Annotated in this window: 19 protein-coding genes and 1 pseudogene; 10 read left to right on the top strand and 10 right to left on the bottom strand. The window is 71.3% G+C overall.

Annotated features, from left to right (window positions below; translation table 11 throughout):
* Positions 1–4: 4 nt before the first annotated feature.
* Positions 5–550 (bottom strand): sigma-70 family RNA polymerase sigma factor, encoded by a 546-nt coding sequence (locus ACFY1L_RS00540; protein ID WP_388815940.1) that lies wholly within the window; start codon positions 548–550, stop codon positions 5–7.
* A gap of 234 nt (positions 551–784) precedes the next feature.
* Here ACFY1L_RS00540 and ACFY1L_RS00535 point away from each other — a divergent pair, with 234 nt between their 5' ends.
* Positions 785–1,927, top strand: coding sequence for a CapA family protein (locus ACFY1L_RS00535; RefSeq protein WP_388815937.1), 1,143 nt, complete (start codon positions 785–787; stop codon positions 1,925–1,927).
* A 17-nt stretch (positions 1,928–1,944) separates the two neighbouring features.
* Here the strand turns inward: ACFY1L_RS00535 and ACFY1L_RS00530 are convergent, their stop codons facing one another.
* Positions 1,945–2,418: a MarR family winged helix-turn-helix transcriptional regulator gene (locus ACFY1L_RS00530; protein WP_388815934.1), complete on the bottom strand. Its 474-nt coding sequence runs from the start codon at positions 2,416–2,418 to the stop codon at positions 1,945–1,947.
* Positions 2,419–2,490: 72 nt separating this feature from the next.
* Here ACFY1L_RS00530 and ACFY1L_RS00525 point away from each other — a divergent pair, with 72 nt between their 5' ends.
* Complete coding sequence (locus ACFY1L_RS00525) at positions 2,491–3,306, top strand: alpha/beta fold hydrolase (protein WP_388815930.1); 816 nt, start codon at positions 2,491–2,493, stop codon at positions 3,304–3,306.
* Positions 3,307–3,331: 25 nt separating this feature from the next.
* Here ACFY1L_RS00525 and ACFY1L_RS00520 read toward each other — a convergent pair whose 3' ends face one another.
* Together ACFY1L_RS00520 and ACFY1L_RS00515 are read right to left on the bottom strand one after the other, a co-directional pair.
* On the bottom strand, positions 3,332–4,141 hold the full coding sequence (locus tag ACFY1L_RS00520) for a hypothetical protein (protein WP_388815927.1): 810 nt from the start codon (positions 4,139–4,141) through the stop codon (positions 3,332–3,334).
* Positions 4,142–4,286: 145 nt separating this feature from the next.
* Positions 4,287–4,558, bottom strand: a pseudogene (locus ACFY1L_RS00515) (hypothetical protein); the annotation flags it as partial.
* A 181-nt stretch (positions 4,559–4,739) separates the two neighbouring features.
* On the opposite strand from ACFY1L_RS00515, the gene ACFY1L_RS00510 reads away from it, so the two are divergent.
* From ACFY1L_RS00510 to ACFY1L_RS00500, 3 genes are all read left to right on the top strand, one after another.
* Entirely contained in the window at positions 4,740–5,807 is a 1,068-nt protein-coding gene (locus ACFY1L_RS00510; RefSeq protein WP_388815924.1) for an isopenicillin N synthase family dioxygenase, read from the top strand.
* Positions 5,808–5,963: 156 nt separating this feature from the next.
* Complete coding sequence (locus tag ACFY1L_RS00505) at positions 5,964–6,383, top strand: cytidine deaminase family protein (RefSeq protein WP_388815921.1); 420 nt, start codon at positions 5,964–5,966, stop codon at positions 6,381–6,383.
* Positions 6,380–7,027, top strand: coding sequence for a class I SAM-dependent methyltransferase (locus ACFY1L_RS00500; protein WP_388815918.1), 648 nt, complete (start codon positions 6,380–6,382; stop codon positions 7,025–7,027). Before ACFY1L_RS00505 ends, ACFY1L_RS00500 begins: the two co-directional genes overlap by 4 nt.
* 3 nt (positions 7,028–7,030) lie before the next feature.
* On the opposite strand, the gene ACFY1L_RS00495 is transcribed toward ACFY1L_RS00500, so the two are convergent.
* Positions 7,031–7,492 carry a universal stress protein gene (locus ACFY1L_RS00495; RefSeq protein WP_388815915.1) on the bottom strand — a complete coding sequence of 154 codons (462 nt, stop codon included), beginning with the start codon at positions 7,490–7,492 and terminating at the stop codon, positions 7,031–7,033.
* A 113-nt stretch (positions 7,493–7,605) separates the two neighbouring features.
* On the opposite strand from ACFY1L_RS00495, the gene lysX reads away from it, so the two are divergent.
* A complete protein-coding gene (gene lysX / locus ACFY1L_RS00490) occupies positions 7,606–10,884 on the top strand; it encodes a bifunctional lysylphosphatidylglycerol synthetase/lysine--tRNA ligase LysX (protein ID WP_388815912.1) in 3,279 nt (1,092 codons plus the stop codon).
* 3 nt (positions 10,885–10,887) lie between these two features.
* On the opposite strand, the gene ACFY1L_RS00485 is transcribed toward lysX, so the two are convergent.
* Positions 10,888–11,667, bottom strand: a complete 780-nt coding sequence (locus ACFY1L_RS00485) for a hypothetical protein (RefSeq protein ID WP_388815909.1) — start codon at positions 11,665–11,667, stop codon at positions 10,888–10,890.
* Between the two features lie 430 nt (positions 11,668–12,097).
* On the opposite strand from ACFY1L_RS00485, the gene ACFY1L_RS00480 reads away from it, so the two are divergent.
* The 3 genes from ACFY1L_RS00480 to helR all read left to right on the top strand — a co-directional run bounded on the left by ACFY1L_RS00480 (position 12,098) and on the right by helR (position 16,624).
* Entirely contained in the window at positions 12,098–12,934 is an 837-nt protein-coding gene (locus ACFY1L_RS00480; protein ID WP_388815907.1) for a polysaccharide deacetylase family protein, read from the top strand.
* Positions 12,935–13,118: 184 nt separating this feature from the next.
* On the top strand, positions 13,119–14,354 hold the full coding sequence (locus ACFY1L_RS00475; RefSeq protein WP_388815904.1) for a glycosyltransferase: 1,236 nt from the start codon (positions 13,119–13,121) through the stop codon (positions 14,352–14,354).
* 98 nt (positions 14,355–14,452) lie between these two features.
* Positions 14,453–16,624: an RNA polymerase recycling motor ATPase HelR gene (gene helR, locus ACFY1L_RS00470; RefSeq protein ID WP_388815901.1), complete on the top strand. Its 2,172-nt coding sequence runs from the start codon at positions 14,453–14,455 to the stop codon at positions 16,622–16,624.
* 27 nt (positions 16,625–16,651) lie between these two features.
* On the opposite strand, the gene ACFY1L_RS00465 is transcribed toward helR, so the two are convergent.
* Complete coding sequence (locus ACFY1L_RS00465) at positions 16,652–17,320, bottom strand: class F sortase (RefSeq protein ID WP_388815899.1); 669 nt, start codon at positions 17,318–17,320, stop codon at positions 16,652–16,654.
* A gap of 330 nt (positions 17,321–17,650) precedes the next feature.
* On the opposite strand from ACFY1L_RS00465, the gene ACFY1L_RS00460 reads away from it, so the two are divergent.
* Entirely contained in the window at positions 17,651–18,145 is a 495-nt protein-coding gene (locus tag ACFY1L_RS00460) for a hypothetical protein (RefSeq protein ID WP_388815896.1), read from the top strand.
* A 136-nt stretch (positions 18,146–18,281) separates the two neighbouring features.
* Here the strand turns inward: ACFY1L_RS00460 and ACFY1L_RS00455 are convergent, their stop codons facing one another.
* The 3 genes from ACFY1L_RS00455 to ACFY1L_RS00445 form a co-directional block, all read right to left on the bottom strand.
* On the bottom strand, positions 18,282–18,824 hold the full coding sequence (locus ACFY1L_RS00455) for a hypothetical protein (protein ID WP_388815893.1): 543 nt from the start codon (positions 18,822–18,824) through the stop codon (positions 18,282–18,284).
* A gap of 199 nt (positions 18,825–19,023) precedes the next feature.
* Entirely contained in the window at positions 19,024–19,788 is a 765-nt protein-coding gene (locus ACFY1L_RS00450; protein WP_388815891.1) for a DUF4239 domain-containing protein, read from the bottom strand.
* A gap of 16 nt (positions 19,789–19,804) precedes the next feature.
* Positions 19,805–20,383: a hypothetical protein gene (locus tag ACFY1L_RS00445; protein ID WP_388815888.1), complete on the bottom strand. Its 579-nt coding sequence runs from the start codon at positions 20,381–20,383 to the stop codon at positions 19,805–19,807.
* Positions 20,384–20,593: the final 210 nt, after the last annotated feature.

The raw sequence follows: 20,593 nt of genomic DNA, 5'->3' as shown, positions 1-20,593 counted from the left end.
GGTTTCACCGCAGGTCGGCCGCATATCCGGGAAGCACCCGGCGCAGGGCGCGCAGCGCGTAGTACGCGCGGGACTTCACCGTACCGGGCGGGATCCCGAGTGCCTCCGCGGCTTCCGCAACACTCGCCCCCTGGAAGTACACGAGCACCAGGACTTCACGGTGCTCCGGAGTGAGTGTCTTCACAGCCTCGCGGACGTCGAGGGCCGCGGCCGCCCGCTCGGCGTGGTCGCCGATCACCCGCGCGTTCTCCAGGATCGCGTCCCCGACCTCGGCCGGCCGGGCCTGCCGGGCCCGCCGCGCGTCGATGGCGAGCCGCCGCCCGACGGTCATGAGCCACGGCCGTACGGAGTCGAAGTCGTCGGCGCGCAGCGCCTCGGGATGCTGCCAGGCGCGTACGAGGGTCTCCTGCACGAGGTCCTCGGCGCGCTGCCGGTCGCCGTCACAGAGCCGGAGGAGGAGTGCGAAGAGGGGCCGGCCGTGCTCGCGCTGCAGCGCGGCGAGCTCGTGCTCGGCGGTCGTCCCGTGCGGGAGGGTGGTTCCGGCCGTCATGGCCGTATGGCATCGCAGGGTGCCGATTTGGGACAGGGCCCGTACCGGGATCTGCGGCGGACGGTCGATCGCGTCGACGAACGGTACGACGAACGGTCCCCGACGCGCCGTGCAGCGGTCGGGAGGCCCCGCCCGTGCGCGCCGGACGGGCTAATCGGTGCCCCGGGGTTGTTTGGGGGCACGCTCAGCTTCGTACCTATTTATGGGTAAATGTGATCACATTGGGGTGAGCTGATGATTGCACGCAGACGCCAGGTTGCCCTGGCGCTCACGGTCCTGCTGGCCGCGGGCGCCGCCTGCCAGGCCCAGCACCGCGAGGCGGCCGGCCGCCCGGCCCCGGCCGCGACCCGCGCCTTCACGCTGGTCGCCTCCGGCGACGTCCTTCCGCACAGCTCGATCATCGACCGTGCCCGCTTCGACGCGGGCGGCGCCGGCTACGACTTCCGGCCGATGTTCTCCGGGATCAAACCCGTCGTCTCCCGCGCCGATCTGGCGCTGTGTCACATGGAGACCGTCTTCGGTGCGAACGGCGACTACTCCGGCTACCCCACCTTCAAGTCCCCGCCCGAGGTCGCCCAGGCCCTCGCCGCCACCGGCTACGACGGCTGCTCCACCGCCTCCAACCACAGCCTCGACGACGGCTCCTACGGCATCCTGCGCACCCTCGACGCCCTCGACCGTGCGGGCGTGCGGCACGCCGGCACGGCACGCACCGAGGCGGAGGCGCGCACCGTGACCGTCCTGCACGCGGGTGGGGCGAGGGTCGCCCACCTCGCCTACAGCTACGACACCAACGGCTTCGCGCTGCCCCAGGGCGAGCCGTGGGCCGTCAACCTCATCAACCAGAACAGAATCGTCGCGGACGCCCGGGCCGCCCGGAAGGCGGGCGCCGACGTGGTCGTCGTCTCCCTGCACTGGGGCACCGAATGGCAGGACGACCCCGACCAGCAGCAGCTCGCCCTGGCCCAGCAGCTCACCGCCTCCCGCACGGGCGGCCGCCCCGACATCGACCTCATCCTCGGCACCCACGCCCATATCCCGCAGGCGTACGAGAAGGTCAACGGCACCTGGGTGGTCTACGGCATGGGCGACCAGATCGCCGGCGAGATGTACAACCACCAGGGCGTGCAGGACCCGCGCGGCAACGAGTCCAGCATCGCCCGCTTCACCTTCGCCCCGCCCGCCCGGCCGGGCAGCCGCTGGAAAGTGACCAGGGCCGAGTTCGTTCCCCAGCAGTTCGACGTCGACGCCGGCCGCGCGGTCGACCTGAACCAGGCGCTCAAGCAGGGCGCCGAGGTACGGGGAGTGCGCGACCGCATCCGGGACGTCGTCCTCAGCCGAGGCGCGGCGAAGGACGGGCTGGTGATGGGCGAGTAGGCCGGCGGGGGAGCGGGTCAGTCCACGTCCACGTGGTCGAAGGTGCGCAGCATCTCCTTCAGCACACGTACGCACGCCCGGAGCTCGGCCTCGGTCAGATCGCCGCCGACCTGCCGGTTCAGGGCGTGCTCGCGCGCGAGGATCGCGGTGATGACGGCCACGCCCTCGTCCGTGATCCGGATCAGCGAGGACCGCTGGTGCGCTGGGTTGGGCGTGACCTCCGCCCAGCCCCGGTCCACCGCGTCGTTGACCATGCGCTGCACGAACTGCCGGGTCAGTGCCATGATCCGGCCCATCTGAGGCACCGTCATGGGCCCGTACCTGTGCAGCAGCACCAGGACGGAGCGCACACCGACGGACACCCCCTCGACCTCTTCGCCCTGCTCGAGCTTGCGCAGGCCGCGCCGGTAGAGCGCGCCGATCAGGTCGAAGACCTCACTGACGCGGTGGCCGAGATCGTCGGGTGGCAGCGGTGCGTCGATGTCGTTCACCCGCCCATCATGCACCGGATCATCATGACAACCAGGTTGTCAAAGTCGCTCGAAGATGACACCTTGGTTGTCATGACAGTTGCTTCGGAACTGAGCCGCTTCACGTCCACCGACGGCGAACTCGCCTACCTCGACACCGGAACGGGCGACCTCGTGGTCCTGCTCCACTCCGGCTACGTCGACCACCGCCTCTGGAACGAGCAGATACCGGCCCTGGCCGCCGAGTACCGCGTCATCGCCCCCGACGTACGCGGCCACGGCTCCTCCGCCAACGCGAGCAAGCCGTTCCGCTGGGCCGACGACCTCGCCCAACTGCTGCGCCACCTCGACGCGGGGCCCGCCGTCCTCGTCGGCCTGTCGATGGGCGGCGTCATCGTCACCGACACCGTGCTGGAGCACCCGGAGCTCGTCCGCGCCGTGGTGACGTGCGGCGCCGCGACCGGCGACTTCCAGTACACGGACCCGTACCACAAGGAGATCCAGGCCGAGTACGCGCGCACGCTGGCCGCCGGCGACATCCAGGGCTGGCTCGACGTCTTCCTGCGCGTCGTGCCCGGCGAGCACCGCACCGCCGAGGACGTCGACCCGGCCATCGGGCTCCGGCTGCGCGAGATGGCCGCCAACACCATGGCCAAGCACACACTCGGCGAGAAGGACTGGCATGTGCGCGTGACCGACTCCTGGCCCCGTCTGCCGCAGATCGACGTCCCGGTGCTCACGATCAACGGCACCCTCGAACCCGCCGAGATGCTCGACGCGGCCCAACGCCTCACCCGCACCGTCCCCAACGGCCGCTCGGAGACCGTCGTAGACACCGGCCACTACCCGAACCTGGAGAAGCCGGAGGTCTTCAACGAGATCCTGCTGGACTTCCTCCGCAGCCTGTAGGACTTCCAGGGACTTCTAGGGACTTCTAGGACGGGCTCGGGGAGGCGGACGCCGGGGGATAACTCGGGTGCAGCGAAGGCGAAAGCGGAGCCAGCGACTCGCACAGCGAGGCCGGGAACTCAGGCTCCCTGCGCTGCACGTCCCGGCAGCCCCCGGCCGCGCCTTCCGCGATCGGTACCCAGCCCTTCTTCTCCGCGCGGAAGAACCAGCGGTCGCCCAGCCGGGACGAGCAGCCCGTTCCCGACGAGTCGCCGCAGGCCGGCCCCGTGCGCCAGGAGAAGTCCATCACCAGCCACTTGCCGTCGCACTTCTCCGAGTCCCGGTACGTGTGCGCAGGTGCGTCGACCGCGATCAGCGCCTGTTCGTAGGAGGCGGTGGTGCAGCCGGTGGCCGGCGGCGTGCAGCCCAACTCCCCGCACAGCCGCAGCGCGGGCAGCTTGGCGCCGTCGGCGGTGAACAGGGTGTCGTGGTCGACGACCAGCTCCCGGCTGCCCAGGGGGACGGGTAGTCGGACCCGCGCCGTGGCCACCTTCTCCTTGGTACACCCCGAACGCCGGTCCCCGGACGGCGAGTAGAAGGTGATCTGCACCCGCACGAGGTCCTGCACAGGGTCGGTGAGCACCGCCTTGAGGTCCCGCACACACGGGCGCTCGCCACTGGGCACCTGCGCCTCCAGCAGCACCGTGCGGCCGCCGTCGGCGAGCAGGGCCCCGGTGACCGCCGAGGGCTCCGCAATGGTCCACGGGATCGGTCCGGTCGGCGACGCGGACGCCTGCCGACCGGCCACCTCGGTCCCGCACGCACTCAGGAACAGTACGGCGACGGCACAGATCACGGCAGCAACGACCGCTCCGTGCCTTCCACTTGATCGCAAGAGTGCTCAATCCCCCCGTACGGCACCGGCGTTCCCCCACGCCACCGCAGCACTCTAGCGGCGGGCCGGGCACCGACCGCTTGCAGGAGTACCCGAAGCGGATCGGGGCCGCGCTCGCGCCGCCGGCGATGCGGAGGAGACGAGGACTGCGGGTCCCGCCGAACCGTTGGCCACGGTGCCGGCGAGGGTGCTGCGCCATCTGGGGGACGCCCCCGGACCCCCGGTGCCCGCGCCGATGATGCCGCCTACGCCGATCGCCGTGAGCTGCCACAGCCCCAACGACCGGTCCAGCCGCGTGCCTTCGCCGACTTCCGTCTCTTCGACGTGCTCGACGGGTTTGCGGCGGAGAATGCCATCGACCGCCCGGAGCCCGGCCATGCGCGTCATCTCTTCGCGTCCGGCAAACGGCTGGCGGCCGATCGCCACGGCCAGGACGCCCTCGAGGGAAGACACCGCGCAGATACGTGGCGGGACCATGTGCACTGAACGGCTGTTCAGGAGAGAGGGCCGCGGCGTAGTTTGGCGCGCAACCACTCGCATCGCTCGCGGAGTACCTCGAATGAGCAGCGACAAACAGACCCTGACGCCCCTTCAGACCTTCCGGCCACCGTCCGCCGTCCACGGCACGGACGCCGACCGGGCTCTCGGCCGGGCACTGGTGGCGGCCTGGCAGGCGGACGGCATCTTCCAGATCAGCGCCACCCCGGCCCAACAGGCCGCCACCGAACGGGCGTTGGCCGCCTCCCACGCCTTCTGCGCCCGCCCGCTCGAGGAGAAGGCCGCGCATGTCTCCGACCTCACCTACAGCGGCTACGTCGCCTCCGGCGAGGAGGAGACCGCGGGGGAGCGGGACGGCTCCGAGATCTTCACCGTCTGCCCCGACATCCCCGCCGACGACCCCCGCGTCATCGAACACTGGCCCTGCCACGGCCCCGCGCCCTGGCCGTCCCCGGACTACGCCCGGGCGATGAAGGACTACATGACCACTGTCGGCGAGTTGGGCCACCGCCTGCTTCAACTGACCGCCCTGGGCCTCGGGTTGGACGACCCCGACACCTTCACCCGGCTCACCGCCGACGGCTGGCACCACATGCGGGTCCTGCGCTTCCCGCCCGCCGACGCCACCTCCGAACGGGGCATCGGCGCCCACACCGACTACGGCCTGCTCGTCATCGCGGCCCAGGACGATGTCGGCGGCCTCTACATCCGCCCGCCGGTCCCCGGAGAGGAACGCGGCCGCAACTGGCTCCCCGAGGAGTCCATGGCCGGCCGCTACGAACACGAGGAACCCTGGACCTACGTCACCCCGGTCCCCGCCGTCTTCACGGTCTTCCCCGGCGACATCATGCAGTTCATGACCGGCGGCACCCTGCTGTCGACCCCGCACAAGGTCCGCCTGGCCACCCGCGAGCGCTACACCCTCGCCTACTTCCACGAGCCGTCCTTCAACGCCGTGGCCCGCCCCCTGTCCGACCCGGGCTCCGGCGAGTACATCCACTACGGCACCCACTTCACCTCGATGTTCCGAAGGTGCTACCCGCTCCGCGTGACCACGGCCCGGATGGACAGGGAGGGAGGCCTGAAGGTCCTCACCCGCCTGCGCGAGGAGGCACTGCACACGACCTGAAGGCCCGAAGCAGCCCCGACCACGCCGGCAACAAGCAGCAGGACGGCATGCGCTGTTGCTGCAGCACCCAGTGAAGTCACCACACCCCCGATATCCGCTTGCGCCACATCGCCCCCCGAGTCACCGTCTCCTGAACACCCCACGAAAGCGGAGACGATGACCGATCGGACCCACCCCGTCGACCACGAACTCATCCAGGCCGCGGCCCACATCGCCCGCACGCGCTGCCGGGGCGACAACCACACCATGGCGGCCGCCGCCCGCGCCCGTGACGGACAGATCGTCACCGCGGTGAACGCCTACCACTTCACCGGCGGCCCGTGCGCCGAACTGGTCCTCATCGGTGCGGCGGCCGCACAGGGCGTCTACGACCTGGACACGATCGTCGCCGTGGGCGACCGCGACCGGGGGGTGGTTCCCCCGTGCGGCCGGTGCCGTCAGGTACTCCTCGACTACTTCCCCGCCATCGAGGTCATCGTCGGCGAAGGCGACCGCGTCCGCACCGTTCCCATCACCGAGCTGCTGCCCGAAAGCTACGTCTGGGCCGACCACCAGCTCGACGCCGAGTCCGCATGAAGGACCTCGGCAATCAGGTCGCGTACTGGAACGGCGTCGGCGCGACCAAGACGTTCACGCACCCGGTGGACCACGGCTGGCTGGCGGAGGTGGCTCGGGACGCCCGAATTCTCGACTACGGCTGCGGATACGGCCGGGTGACGGCCGAGCTGAAGGACCGCGGCTTCAGCGAGGTCTCCGGGGCGGATCCGTCCCCCGGCCTGATCGAGCGCGGTCGCCGAGCGAGACCGGACCTGCGCCTCGACGTACTGCAGTCCCCGCCGACCCTGCCCCACGCATCGGCCAGTCTGGACGTCGTCCTGCTGTTCGCGGTGCTCACCTGTGTTCCCGACGACGCGGCCCAGCGGGCCCTCGTCACCGAGCTGATCCGCGTCCTGGCGCCCGGCGGGCTGCTGTACGTCAGCGACATGCTCCTGCAGGACGACGAACGGAACCGGGACCGCTACATCGCCCACACCCGCCGATTCGGCACCCCGTACGGTGTGTTCGCCACCGAAGACGGCGCCGTGTGCCGACACCACAACATCGCAGAGTTGCGTGCTCTCGTGGCGGACCTCGACCTCGTGGCCGAGCGTCGGATCGACGTCGTCACGATGAACGGTCACCGGTCGCAGGGGGTGCAGTTGCTGGCCCGTAAACGCTGAGGGTTACGGCACTACCGTCACCGGCCAACGCCCCGCCTTCACCAGCCGCACCGCCACCGACCCCACGATCCGGTGCCCCGCCTGCTCTGAGGCGCCCACCACCACCGCGTCGGCCTTCAGTTCGTCCGCCGCCTTCACCAGACCGCCGTACGGGTCGCCGCGGAACGTGTGGAACTCCCAGCGGACGTCGAATATCCCCTTCATCCGCTCGGTCGCCTCGCGGATCTGGGCGACCAGGTCCTCGGCGATCTCGTCGGTCGTCTCGGCGACCGGCGCGCCCATCGCCGCGCCCGCCGCCATCACCGGCTGGACGTAGACGATGGCGAGCAGGGCGTGCTGGCGCCGGGCCAGGCCACCGGCATATGCCGCGGCGCGGAGCGAGGAGTCGGAGCCGTCCACCCCGGCCACGATCACCTTCGGCCCGTCCGTACCCCGCTCGAACTGGTGCGAGTGCTGTTCCGTCACGGCTGTGAGGCTATCGGAAGCCGCAGGTCCCGCCGCCGTGCGGGACCGCTCGAAGGGGACGTGAGGCGGTCGTTCGACGGGCGAGGCGGCCGGGGGCTTCCTACAGTCGGAACATGAGTGCCACCGCGCAGGCCTCCCCGCCCAAGCAGACCGCGGGCCCGATACGCCCGCCCGGAAGCGGCCCGCTGAGCAAGGTGCCCGAGGTCTTCGGCGCCTTCTTCGGCGCCCTCGGACTGCTCTGCGTCCTGCTGGCGCTCATCCCGCCGCTGCGCGCCCTGCTGCGCCCGGTCGTCCGCTTCCTCGACCTGCTGATCGTCCCCATCAGCGCCAACCTCGCCTACGCCGTCTTCCTCTTCCTGCTGGCCGCCGCGACCGCCGCCCGCAAGAAGATCGCCTGGTGGCTGGTCGTCGTCTACCTGGGCCTGCTCGTCCTCGACGACATCCTCGGCGTGGCCCTCGGCCTGTACGCCGAGTCCGTCCCCTCCCTCGTCGTCTGCAGCCTCGCGCTGGCCCTGCTGATCGTCGCCCGCAGGGAGTTCTACGCCGCCTCCCGCCGCGCCGCCGTCCGACGGGCCCTCGCCGTGCTGCTGGCCGGGATCGTCCTCGGCATCCTCGTCGGCTGGGGACTGGTCGAACTGTTCCCCGGCACCCTGCCCCGCGGCCAGCGGCTGGCGTGGGCCGCCAACCGGGTCTGCGGCGGCCTGGTCTCGGCCCGCTCCTTCGACGGCCGCCCGCCCCGCGTCCTGTTCTTCCTGCTCGGCCTCTTCGGCGCACTCGCCCTGCTGAACGCTGCCGCCACCCTGTTCCGCTCCCAGCGCATGGAATCCGCCCTGCACGGCGACGAGGAACCTCGCATCCGCGCCCTCCTGAAGGCCTACGGCGAGGAGGACTCCCTCGGCTACTTCGCCACCCGGCGTGACAAGGCCGTCGTCTTCTCGCCCAGCGGAAAGGCCGCCGTCACCTACCGCGTCGAGGCCGGCGTCTGCCTGGCCAGCGGCGACCCGGTGGGCGACCGGGAGGCCTGGCCGCACGCCATCGCCGCCTGGCTGGACGTGGCCCGCGTGCACGCCTGGGCGCCCGCGGCGATGGGCGCCTCGGAGGACGGCGCCAGGGCCTTCGCCCGCGCCGGACTCGGCGCGCTGCAGCTCGGCGACGAGGCGATCCTGCCCGTGCCCGAGTTCGACCTCGACGGCCGCGACATGCGCGTCACCCGGCAGGCCGTGCACCGCGTCCGCCGCACCGGCGCCACCAGCCGAATCCGCCGCCACTACACCCTCACCGACGAGGAGATGGAGGAGATCGTCGACAAGGCCGACGCCTGGCGGGACACCGAGACCGAACGCGGCTTCTCCATGGCCCTCGACCGCCTCGGCGACCCGGCCGACGGCGACTGCCTCCTCGTGGAGGCCCTCGGCGAGGACGGCCGCCTGCTCGCCCTGCTCTCCTTCGTGCCCTGGGGCCGCGACGGCGTCTCCCTCGACCTGATGCGCCGTGACCGCACCGCCCCCAACGGCGTCATGGAGTTCATGGTCGCCGAACTGTGCGCCGCCGCCCCGAAGCTGGGCGTACGCCGGATCTCGCTCAACTTCGCCGTCTTCCGCTCGGCCTTCGAGGAGGGCGCCCGCATCGGCGCCGGACCGGTGCTCCGCCTGTGGCGGCGCCTGCTGCTGTTCTTCTCCCGCTGGTGGCAACTGGAGGCCCTGTACCGCTCCAACGCCAAGTACCACCCCGAGTGGTACCCGCGCTTCATCTGTTACGGCGACACCGGCTCCCTCGCCCGCATCGGCCTGGCCTCCGGAATCGCCGAAGGTTTCGTTTCGGTACCGACCTTGCGCAAACTCTGGGGAAAGGGGCACCCGAAGGGGGCGTCCAGGCCCGCGACCACCGAGGGCCTGCCGTCGCTGTCGGCGCTCGGCCTCGACGGAGGGGGCGAGGCCGGGCCCGGCGATCCGCACGCCGGCCTGCCCGAACAGGTCCGCATCCGGCACGGCACCCTCGACCGGCTGCGCGCCGAGGGCTCCGACCCGTACCCCGTCGGCATCCCACGGCGCACCCACGCCCTCGCCGACGTCCGCGAGGGCGAGCAGGTCACGGTCGCCGGCCGGGTCATGCTGGTCCGCGACTTCGGCGGCATCGTCTTCGTCGTGCTGCGCGACTGGTCGGGCGACCGTCAACTCGCCCTCACCCGCGAGGAGTCCGGCCCCGCCCTCGACCGCTTCACCGCCGACACCGACATCGGCGACCACATCACCGCCACGGGTCGCGCCGGCGTGAGCGACAAGGGTGAGCCCACCGTCTTCGTCACCTCCTGGCAGCTGATCGGCAAGTGCCTGCGCCCACTGCCCGACAAACGCCGGGGCCTGGCCGACCCGGAGGCCAAGGTCCGCATGCGCTACCTCGACCTGGTCTCCAGCCCCGACGCCCGCCAGGTGATCCGCGCCCGCTCCAGCGCCGTACAGGCCCTGCGCCAGGGCCTGTTGGAGCGCGGCTACCTCGAGGTCGAGACGCCGATGCTGCAACAGATCCACGGCGGCGCCAACGCCCGCCCCTTCACCACCCACATCAACGCCTACGACCTCGACCTGTACCTGCGCATCGCCCCCGAGCTGTACCTGAAACGGCTGTGCGTCGGCGGCCTGGAGAAGGTCTTCGAGATGGGCCGCACCTTCCGCAACGAGGGCGTCTCCTACAAGCACAACCCCGAGTTCACGATGCTCGAGGCCTACCAGGCCTTCGCCGACTACGACGTGATGCTCGACCTCACCCGCGAACTGATCCAGGGCGCGGCCACCGCCGCCTTCGGCACGCCCATCGCACGCAAGGACGGCAGGGAGTACGACATCTCGGGCGCCTGGCCGGTCAAGACGGTCTACGGCGCGATCTCCGAGGCGCTGGGGGAGGAGATCGACGCGGACACGGAACTGCCGGCGCTGCACGCGCTGTGCGACCGCGCCGGCGTGCCGTACACGGTGGACGACGGCCGGGGAGACGTCGTACTCGAAATGTACGAACGCCTGGTGGAGGAGAAGACCCAACTCCCCACCTTCTACAAGGACTTCCCGACCGACGTCTCCCCGCTCACCCGCCAGCACCGCACCGACCCGCGGCTGGCGGAGCGCTGGGACCTGGTGGCCTTCGGCACCGAACTGGGCACCACCTACTCCGAGTTGACCGACCCCGTCGAGCAACGCCGCCGCCTGACCGCCCAGTCGCTGCTTGCCGCCGGGGGAGACCCCGAGGCGATGGAACTGGACGAGGACTTCCTCGACGCCCTCGAATACGCGATGCCGCCCACCGGAGGCCTCGGGATCGGCGTCGACCGGCTGGTCATGTTCCTCACCGGCCTGACGATCCGGGAGACCCTCCCGTTCCCGCTGGTGCGCCGCCGCTGACGGTCAGGCGGGCCGGCGCAGCAGCCGCAGGTCGTCGCCCCACGAGTCGAGGACCTCGCCGTGGCCGGCGGCCCGCGCGGTCTGCTCGATGCCGCCGAACAGGGAGCGCTGGGTGTGCGGGTCGCCGTCGGCCAGGATCCGCCGGAGCACCGGCAGCAGCAGCTCGACAGCCCACCGCTCGTCACCGAGCGGCTGCCGTTCGAGCTCCCACCGAAGGTATTTGTTGTACGGCCGCACCCGCCGGTGCAGGGCGAAGAGCACCTCCAACGCGTACGGGACGCTCTCGGCGGCGTCCAGGTGGCCGACGGCGTCGCGGCCGTCGCGGTAGCTCTTCAGGGAGCGGTAGGTCTGGTTGACGTAGGCGTCGAGGAAGCCGTCGACTGCGGTGCGCGCCTCGTCTTCGTCCAGCGTGCGCTTCTGGTCGAGGATCTCGGCGATCTCACCGCCCAGCCGGTCGAGCAGCACGCGGGCGTGGACGTACGAGTACCGGCTGAAGGCGTCCGGGCTGCCGGGCAGTCCGCGGTGCCGGAACTCCTCGAGCGTGAGGACCACCAGGTCCAGATGGGCGGACCGGAACCGGTCCAGCTCGCTGAGCGGCGAGGCGTCGCGGTCCCGCAGGACGACGTGCAGGTCGTGGTCGGAGTGCACGGTGGGCATGCCGTCGTGCACCTGAGAGCCACTGAGGACCAGACCGACGACACCGGGGTCGCCGCCGGCTCGCTCGACGAAGGCCTTGAGGGTGGCGTCGGCGGTGGCGCCGGGAACGGGAGGGAGTGCGCGCATGATGATGAACTCTCCGTGCGGAAGCGGGGCGTGTGCGGGAGCGGCGGCGTGTGTGCCGCCGGCCGCGAGGACGGACCGGTTCGCGTCTGCGGTGTCCGGGACACCGCACGGGAGATCACCTCACGGCTCCGACGCTACTCGTGAACGGCCGTGCGCCGAAAGCGAATTGCGGGCCGGCCTGGGTTCCGTCGGTCTGGGATGCGTCGGTCTGGGAGTCCGCCGCGCCGTCGCCCGGCCCTCGGTCCAGAGCCGGAAGTCGTCGCGCCGAGCTGATCCGCAAGGCAGGCCTCGGCCATGCCGACCGTCCCTTTCACTGCCCGCCGCCGATGCGCCACCGCAGAGCCCGCTTCTTGGGCCGGGCAGGTGTTTTCCTGCCGCCGGTCCGGTGTTGCTGGGGTGCGGGCGGCTTCGGGCGGGCGACTGATGAGTCATGAAGAAGGATCAGTTGCTCACGCGGCGCCGGGCGTTGATCGGCGGCGTCGCCGCTCTGGGCGCGGCCGGTGGCGCTGGTGTGCTCGCGCTGGGCAGGGGCGATGAGCCGGTCCCGCCCGTCGTCCCCGCCGCCGGCCCCCAGGCGAGCCCCACGCGCACGCCCTCCGCCTACCGCCTCCAGCCCTTCGGCGGCTACGATCCGCCACGTGCCGTACCCGAGCCGACCCGGGTGCGGCACGAGCCGTTCCTGCGTGTGTCCGGGCGTGGCCGGACCATGGTGCTGACCTTCGACGACGGGCCGGATCCCCGCTACACCCCGGCGATCCTGGACACCCTGGCCGAGTACGAGGTCCGGGCCATGTTCTTCGTGTGCGGGGAGATGGCCGTGGACAACCAGGACCTGCTGGCCCGGATGGCCGACGAGGGCCACGTCGTGGGCAACCACACCTGGTCGCACCCCCTGCTGACCCGTCTCACCCGCGCCCGCATCCGCTCCGAGATGAAACGCACCAGCGACGTCATCGAGGAGGCTTACGGCGAGCGTCCCCAGTGGTTCCGCGCGCCCTACGGCGCCTGGAACCGCGCGGCCTTCCAGCTCGGCGCGGAGATGGGCATGGAGCCCCTGGCCTGGACGGTCGACACCGAGGACTGGACCACCCCCGGCACCCGCACCATCGTCCGCCGCGTCGCACACGGCGCCGCCCCCGGTGTCGTAGTGCTGTCCCACGACGCCGGCGGCAACCGCTCCCAGAGCGTGCGGGCGCTGCGCCGCTATCTGCCGTATCTGCTGGATTCCGGCTACCACATCACCGTGCCGAGACGGCACTACGCATAGGCAGAGGGGCCGGACACAGGGGAGTGCACCGACAAGGGCGCCGGCAAAAAACAAAGGCAAGGAGTTCAGCCACTCCTTGCCACTCTCAACATATAGCGCACAGGGGGGCTTGCGGCAAGGCCCCCCTGATGCCGCAGAATCTCCGGCCGAGGGTCAGAAGCTGCTGAAATGGGGGATTCGCGAAGTGCGTGTGCTGTTGATGACGTATGGGTCGCGCGGGGACGTCGAGCCGGTGACGGGACTCGCGGTCGCGTTGCGGAAGCTCGGCGCAGAGGCGCTGGTGTGCGCGCCGCCGGACGAGGAGTTCGCGAAGCTGCTGGCCGGTGCCGGCGTGGAGCACGTGCCGTTCGGGCCGTCGGTGCGGGAGCTCGTGACGGGGGCGACGCCGCCCTCACCGGCGCGCGCGTTCCAGCTCGCGCCCGAGCTGGTCGCCGCACATTTCGACACGGTCGCCCCGGCGGCCGAGGGATGTGACGCACTGGTGGCAACCGGTCTGATGCCGGCCGGGGCGCGGTCGGTGACCGAGAAACTGGGTATCCGCTATGTGTTCGCCTGCTTCCACACGGTCGGTCTGCCGTCCTCGCACCGCCCGCCGGCGCAGCGGCCGGGCCGGCCGAACCCACCTGGTGTGACCGACAACAAGGCGCTGTGGGACCTCGACGCCGAGCGCGTGAACGCACTGTACGGTGAGGCCCTCAACACCCACCGGGCGGCGATCGGCCTGCCACCCGTGGACAACGTCCGCGACCATGTCTTCACCGACCGGCCGTGGCTGGCGGCCGACCCGGTCCTGGGGCGGTGGCAGGAGATGACGGATCTCGACCTGGTGCAGACGGGGGCGTGGACGCTGCCGGACGAACGCCCGCTCCCGGACGAGCTGTTGGCGTTCCTGGAGGCCGGGGAACCGCCGGTGTACGTGGGCTTCGGCAGCATGCCGATGCGCGGCTCGACGGACCTCGCCGAGGTCGCCGTCCAGGCGGTTCGCGCGCAGGGCCGCCGCGTGCTCGTCGGGCGCGGCTGGGCGGACCTGGCCCCGGCCGACGACCGGGACGACTGCTTCGCCGTCGGCGAGGTCAACCACCAGGCGCTGTTCCGCCGGGTGGCCGCCGTCGTGCACCACGGCGGCGCGGGTACGACGACGACAGCCGCGCAGGCCGGCGCGCCCCAGGTGGTCGTACCCCAGATCGTGGACCAGCCGCACTGGGCGTCCCGGGTGGCCGACCTGGGCATCGGCGCGGCCCACGACGGCCCGGCCCCGACCGTCGAGTCCCTGTCGGCCGCGCTCGCGGTGGCCCTGGACCCCGGGACGCGCACCCGGGCGAGCGCTGTCGCCGCCTCCATGCGCACCGACGGGGCGGCGGTGGCCGCGCAGCTGCTCCTCGACGAGATCAGCCGGGAACCACGGCCCGTGTCCGCGTGAACCACGCTGGACCGCCGAGCCGGAGCCGGAACGCCGCCGGCCCACCCGCCTTGCCGCGCGCAACGGTCGTAAGCGACCTCAGATCGGAGCCAATCGCAGTGAATTCCCTGACCACCAGCGCGTTCGACCTTCCCGACCGCCTCTTCGCCAAGGCCGACCCGGCGCTGATCGCCGACGACGAGCGGTACTTCGCCGCCCTCGCCGAGTGCCTCGAGCAGTCGATCGCCGAGGTGTCCGACAGCCTCGACGCCGCCCGCCGGGCGCCCGGCGGGCTGGGCCGGCAGGCGATGGACCGGGACGTGGAAATCCACCGGCTGACCGCCCGGCTGCGCACGCTGCGCCGCTTCGGCCTGGACCTGTGCCTCGGCCGCATGGTCGGCACGGACGGCCCGGAACCGGTGTACGTCGGACGGCTCGGTCTCACCGACAGCACGGGCCGCCGGCTGCTGGTCGACTGGCGGTCCCCGGCGGCCGAACCGTTCTTCGGCGCCACCCACGGCAATCCGATGGGACTGGCGAGCCGCCGCAGGTACCGCTGGACCGGCGGCCGGATCAGCGACTACTGGGACGAGGTCTTCACCGCAGACGGCCTCGAACGGCGTGCCGCGCTCGACGACCAGTCCGCGTTCATCGCCAGCCTGGGCACCGACCGGTCGCCCCGGATGCGCGACGTGCTCGGCACCATCCAGGCCGACCAGGACGCCATCATCCGCGCCGGGTCCCGCGGCGCCCTCGTCGTCGACGGCGGCCCGGGCACCGGCAAGACCGTCGTCGCCCTGCACCGCTCCGCCTACCTGCTCCACTCCGACCCGCGCCTGGGTCACCGCCGCGGCGGCGTGCTGTTCGTCGGCCCGCACCGGCCCTACCTGGCCTACGTCTCCGACGTCCTGCCCAGCCTCGGGGAGGAGGGCGTGCAGACCTGCATCCTGCGCGACCTCGTCACCGAGGGGGCCGCAGCGGCCGTAGAAAGCGATCCGGAGGTGGCTCGGCTGAAGTCGTCCGCGGATCTGGTGCGGGCGATCGAGAAGGCCGTCCGGTTCTACGAGGAGCCGCCCGCCGAGGGGATGACGGTCACGACGCACTGGTCCGACATCCGGCTGAGCGCCGCCGACTGGGCCGTGGCCTTCGAGGCGGCGGAACCAGGCACTCCGCACAACGAGGCACGTGCCCAGGTCTGGGAGGAACTGCTGACGATCCTGGAGGACAAGCACGACGGCGAAGAGGTCTCGCCCGCCCTGCTCCGTAGGTCGCTGTCGCAGAACAGGGAACTCCTGACCGCGTTCAGCCGCGCTTGGCCGCTGCTCGAAGCGGCCGACCTCGTCTCGGACCTGTGGTCGGTGCCCGCCTATCTGCGGATGTGCGCTCCCTGGCTCAGCCGCGACGAGGTTCAGCGGCTGCAGCGCGCGGACGCCCAGGCCTGGACGGTGTCCGACCTTCCGCTGTTGGACGCGGCACGCCAGCGGCTGGGCGACCCGGAGACGGCGCGGCGCAAGCGCCGGAACGAGGCCCTCCTCGCCGCCCAGCGCGAGAGCATGGCGCGGGTCGTCGACAACCTGATCGAGGCCGTGGCCGGCTCCGGCGCCGACGGTGACGACGGCGAGGGCCTGGTGAGGATGTTGCGCGGCGAGGACGCCGAGGTCAGCCTGGTCGACGAGTCCGAACTGCTCACCACGGACCCGGACCTGCTCGCCGGACCGTTCGCGCACATCGTCGTGGACGAGGCCCAGGAACTGACCGACGCGGAATGGCAGATGCTGCTCGCGCGCTGCCCGTCCCGGAGCTTCACCATCGTGGGGGACCGCGCCCAGGCCAGGCACGGGTTCACCGAGTCGTGGCAGGAACGGCTGGAGAGGGTCGGCCTCGACCGGATCGGCCTGGCCTCACTGAGCATCAACTACCGCACGCCGGAAGAGATCATGGCGGAGGCCGAGCCGGTCATCCGGGCCGCACTCCCGGACGCCAACGTGCCGACCTCGATCCGCAGCGGTGGCGTCCCCGTCGTCCACGGGTCCGTCTCGGATCGGGACTCGATCCTGGACACCTGGCTCGCCGCCCACGCCGACGGGATCGCCTGCGTCATCGGCGATCCCGCCTTCCGTACGACGTCCCGGGTCCGGTCCCTGACCCCGGAGCTGTCGAAGGGGCTCGAGTTCGACCTGGTCGTCCTCGTCGACCCGGAGAAGTTCGGCGAGGGCATCGAGGGAGCGGTCGACCACTATGTCGCGATGACCCGGGCGACCCAGCAACTCGTCGTCCTCACCAGCTCCTGATATCGCTCCCGCCTGGTCGGGGAACGCTCAGCGGACCTCGACCAGGCGGGCGAACACGACGACATTCCCGTCGTAACCGTGCTGCTTGGAGAAACCGCCGCCGCACGTGATGATGCGCAATTCCGGGGTGCCCTTGGAGGCGTAGACGCGGTCGCCGGGGAAGTTCTTCTTCTGGAAGACCTCGATGCCGTAGACCTCGAAAACGGCCGTCTTTCCGTCCTTGCGGGCGACCTCGACGCGATTGCCCTTCTTCAGGGCCCCGAGGGCGTAGAACACCGCGGGTCCCTGTTTGTTGTCGACGTGGCCGACCACGACCGCGGTGCCCTTCTCGCCGGGGGAGACGGCGCCGGTGAACCAGCCGGCCAGGTTCGGGTCCTCCGGCGGCGGCGCCCCGACCCAGCCGTCCGAGTCCAGGCCCACCGGCAGGACCGGTGCGTCGACCCGGATCGAGGGGATCCTGACCCGGTCGGGCAGGGCGTACGGCAGCGGTTGGACGTTGGCGAAGGTGCCGCCGGAGACCCGGCCGTCCGCCGCCGCCACGGAGGCGGGCTGGGGCGGGCCCACGTCGAACTCCCCCGAGCCGTTCCGAATGAGCGCGAGGCCCGTGAGCAGAACAAGCGCTATTACGCCCCAAGGAGCACGCTTCTTGCGCCGCTCCTCCTCTTCGGCCAGTTCGGCGAAATCGGACGCAGACATTCGTTTCCCCTCTCGACGCGGCCGTCGCCCCGTCATACGCGCATACGAGAACGCTAAATGCCGCGGGTGAAACCGGCGACGGGGCGGATGCGAACGGGTGGCCCGTGCGGCTTTGGTGCGCCATCCGAGTTGCCGCGGGCAGGAAATTTCTGACGGTCCGTGACCTGCGGCGATATCCGATTGTGAGGTTGTTGCCCGGCGTGTCCTCTCACCAGGACGGACCATCGCCGAAATGCGGGCGCGTGCAGGGCAACTGAGGGTCTTTCTGGGAGGCGCTTTCTCGCCGACAGACCGGGGAAGGGCCCCGGGGCGTCTTCCGCGGAGGATTACATGAGAACTCATCGCGCCCTGGCGGTCTCTGCCGCCGTGGTCGCCGCCCTCAGCCTCGCCGCACCGGCGGCCGTCGCGCGGGACGGCATGAACGTCAACCCCAGCAACATCGTCGCCCTGCCCAGCGTCATCGCCCGCGGCGGGCAGCTGACCATCACCGTCGACGGCTGCCCGATGGGCGGCACCGCCACCTCGGACGCGTTCGCGCCCACACCGCTGACCCCGGTCACGGGCACCCAAACGGCGAAGGGCACCGCGACGGTCAACCGGAACGCCAGGAACGGTTCGCACAGCATCACCGTCAACTGCAGCGGCAAGAGCCTGACGAACCCCGCCGCCTTCACCGTCATCGGCGGCGTCCAGGGCGGTCTCGGCGGCAGCAGCTCCAGCGGGGCGACGCCTACCGACATGGCCATCGGCGGCGGACTCGTGGCCGCGGCCCTCATCGGCGGCGGAGTGTTCTGGATGCGGCGGAGGTCGGAGAAGCGGATCTGACCCTTCCCCTTCTTCTGGCTTCCGACCCTTTCCGAGAGCATGTCGCACGTCCCCTTCGGGCGGCAGATCGCACGTCGAAGGCCTTCGCCCCGGATCCTCCGAGGAGGATCCGGGGCGAAGGCCGCACTCCGTCTGTTCAGGCGCCGTCCTCGTCGCTGCGGCGGCGCGAGAAGTGGTACGCCGTCCCGACCGAGCCCGCGATGAGCGCCGCGCCCATCCCGATCTCCTTCAGGTCGAACCCGGCGATGCTGCCGCCCTCACCGGCGTGCACACCGCGGTTCGGGTTGAACGGCAGCGGTGTGGGGCGGTGGTGGTCCGGGCGGCCGCCGCCGGCGATGGTCAGATCCGTCGAGCCGCTCACCCCGTCACAGGTGAACGTCACCCTGTAGACCGCGCCCGGCTTGGCGTCCCAGTCGACCGTTCGCATCGCCGCCGAGTGTCCCGGCCGGATGGTGGCCGGGTCGAACACCGGCGAGGTGACCGTCACCGGCCCCCGGCAGTTGTGGTCCCGGTTGACCTGCAGTGTGACCTGGCCGCCCGCAGCGACGGTCGAGGGCACGACGCTGAAACCGAACGGCGTGATGTTGTGGCCGTCGCCGTACGCGACGGCGGCCGGTGCGGAGAAGGCGAGGGCGCTGATGCCCAGCAGTGCGGCCGAAGCAAGGCGTATCGCGCGCATGGCGGTTCCTTCCGTCCCGAGGAGCAGCTGCGGACCTGTTCCGCTTGGGGCAGGGATGCACCTCGATGACCGAAACGCTAGGAACGTGCATGCGGCTGCGCGATTGCAGTAGTGCGAATGGGGCAATCGCGTGGGCCACCCAGGGGACGTCGACGGCGTGGCGCGCGTCCCCTCGATGGCCCGTCGGAGTGAGGACCTGTCAGGCCTGGATGTGCGGGAACAGGTTCAGGAAGGGCGAGGCCGAGGCCGTGATGCCCCGGGTGTAGGGCGCGTCGAAGTCCCAGATCAGGAAGAGCAGGAAGGCGATCAGGGCGGAGAACAGCCCGGCCAGGACCAGTTCGCGCATGGTGCGCCGGATCTGCAGCGCGAAGACCATGCCGATGGTGACGATGGCGCCGGACAGCAGCCCGAACCACACCACGCCGGGCATGGTCGCCCCCATGGAGTCGGCCCGGGCGCTGCGGGCCTCGGCCGCCGCGGCGACCTGGTCGAGGAGCGGCTGGTAGGCCTGGGCCTCGAAGTCCGTCCTGGGCTGGTAGTCGGTGACGTCCTGGCGGATCCGGTCGAAGAGCTCATCGCCGCGCGCCGTGAGGTGGCCGTCGTTGGTCATGGTCTTCCACTCGGTGTGTACGACGTGTCCGACATAGGCGTTGACATCGTCCCGAATACGGTCACGGGCGTCGGTCGGATAGACCCGTACCCGCTCGGAGATCTCGTGCAGCGCGACGGCCTCCGCCTGTACGTGGTCCTGGGCGGCGCTGCGGCCCTCCCACACCCCGGCGATGGCCAGACCCAGGACGATCGCGTACACCACGCCGATCCACATCGTCATGTACTCGATGACGTCCGGGGTCTCGCTGGTGTCCTCGTCGTGCGGCGCGGCGCGGTGCCGTACGACGGTGATGATGACGACCACGGCGCAGGCGGCCAGCATCGCGAGGGTGAGAACAAGCCATTCCGGCAAGAGGTGCCTCCAGGAATCAGCGCGGGCGCAGCGCGGCGACGGCGATCACGGCGGGTGCCGTGATGAGCAGGACATACGTGACGGGCGACGGGCCGCCGCCCGTCGGCCGTTGGGTTACCGGCGCCCGGTATGCCGGATAGCTCACGGGGCTCGCGGACGGACCGGGGGCGGGCTTGGCCGACGGCTTCAGGGCGGGCGTCGCGGTCGGGGCGGGCGTCGGAGTCGGCGTGGGAGTCGGGCTCGGGCGGGGTGCCGGGGGCCGCGGTGCGGGCGGGGGCGGCGGCTGGGGTTTCGGCGTGGGTGTGGGCGTGGGCTTCGGTGTTGGGGTCGGTGTCGGCGTCGGGGACGGCGCGGGCTTCGGCGCGGGTGGCGTGGGGGTCGGTGTCGGCGTGGGTGTCTGGCACACCGGCGGGATCGGCAGGCCGGGGGGTCCGGCGACCGCCACCGCCTCGGCGCCGTCGGGGCCGGCCGAGGCGTAGGCGCAGGCGTCGGCCGTCGCCGGGCCGGCCGGTGCCCCCACCAGGAGCCAGGTCAGCGTCACCAGCGCCAACACCCTTGCGGCGAAGGCGGTTTGGGTCGGTTCGGGTCCATGCACGACGAAGATCATGAGGCCTGGTGCGCCGCGGTGTGCCGGGGCACCACCAGGATTGGCCCGAACGGGGGAAGGGGGGCGTACGGCGGTTTGATCCGCGTGCGCCCGCCCGGTGGTAGATGTGCACGCGTGTGCGAAATGGCGCGCCGGTGGCACAGGTTCCGGAAAGAAATTTGTGAGGCGGTTGAACACAACCGCAGGTCTCATGCGTAC

Origin of the sequence: Streptomyces sp. NPDC001663 (assembly GCF_042893105.1) — a bacterium.
GTDB lineage: Bacteria > Actinomycetota > Actinomycetes > Streptomycetales > Streptomycetaceae > Streptomyces.
Note: the sequence above shows the minus strand (reverse complement) of the source record. Positions and strands in the feature narration are given on the sequence as shown.

What these genes read in the sequence shown, in the direction of transcription:
- ACFY1L_RS00540 (WP_388815940.1), bottom strand. Translation starts at nt 550, where the DNA reads ATGACGGCCGGAACCACCCTCCCGCACGGGACGACCGCCGAGCACGAG.
- ACFY1L_RS00535 (WP_388815937.1), top strand. Translation starts at nt 785, where the DNA reads ATGATTGCACGCAGACGCCAGGTTGCCCTGGCGCTCACGGTCCTGCTG.
- ACFY1L_RS00525 (WP_388815930.1), top strand. Translation starts at nt 2,491, where the DNA reads ATGACAGTTGCTTCGGAACTGAGCCGCTTCACGTCCACCGACGGCGAA.
- ACFY1L_RS00510 (WP_388815924.1), top strand. Translation starts at nt 4,740, where the DNA reads ATGAGCAGCGACAAACAGACCCTGACGCCCCTTCAGACCTTCCGGCCA.
- ACFY1L_RS00505 (WP_388815921.1), top strand. Translation starts at nt 5,964, where the DNA reads ATGACCGATCGGACCCACCCCGTCGACCACGAACTCATCCAGGCCGCG.
- ACFY1L_RS00500 (WP_388815918.1), top strand. Translation starts at nt 6,380, where the DNA reads ATGAAGGACCTCGGCAATCAGGTCGCGTACTGGAACGGCGTCGGCGCG.
- lysX (WP_388815912.1), top strand. Translation starts at nt 7,606, where the DNA reads ATGAGTGCCACCGCGCAGGCCTCCCCGCCCAAGCAGACCGCGGGCCCG.
- ACFY1L_RS00485 (WP_388815909.1), bottom strand. Translation starts at nt 11,667, where the DNA reads ATGCGCGCACTCCCTCCCGTTCCCGGCGCCACCGCCGACGCCACCCTC.
- ACFY1L_RS00480 (WP_388815907.1), top strand. Translation starts at nt 12,098, where the DNA reads ATGAAGAAGGATCAGTTGCTCACGCGGCGCCGGGCGTTGATCGGCGGC.
- ACFY1L_RS00465 (WP_388815899.1), bottom strand. Translation starts at nt 17,320, where the DNA reads ATGTCTGCGTCCGATTTCGCCGAACTGGCCGAAGAGGAGGAGCGGCGC.
- ACFY1L_RS00460 (WP_388815896.1), top strand. Translation starts at nt 17,651, where the DNA reads ATGAGAACTCATCGCGCCCTGGCGGTCTCTGCCGCCGTGGTCGCCGCC.
- ACFY1L_RS00455 (WP_388815893.1), bottom strand. Translation starts at nt 18,824, where the DNA reads ATGCGCGCGATACGCCTTGCTTCGGCCGCACTGCTGGGCATCAGCGCC.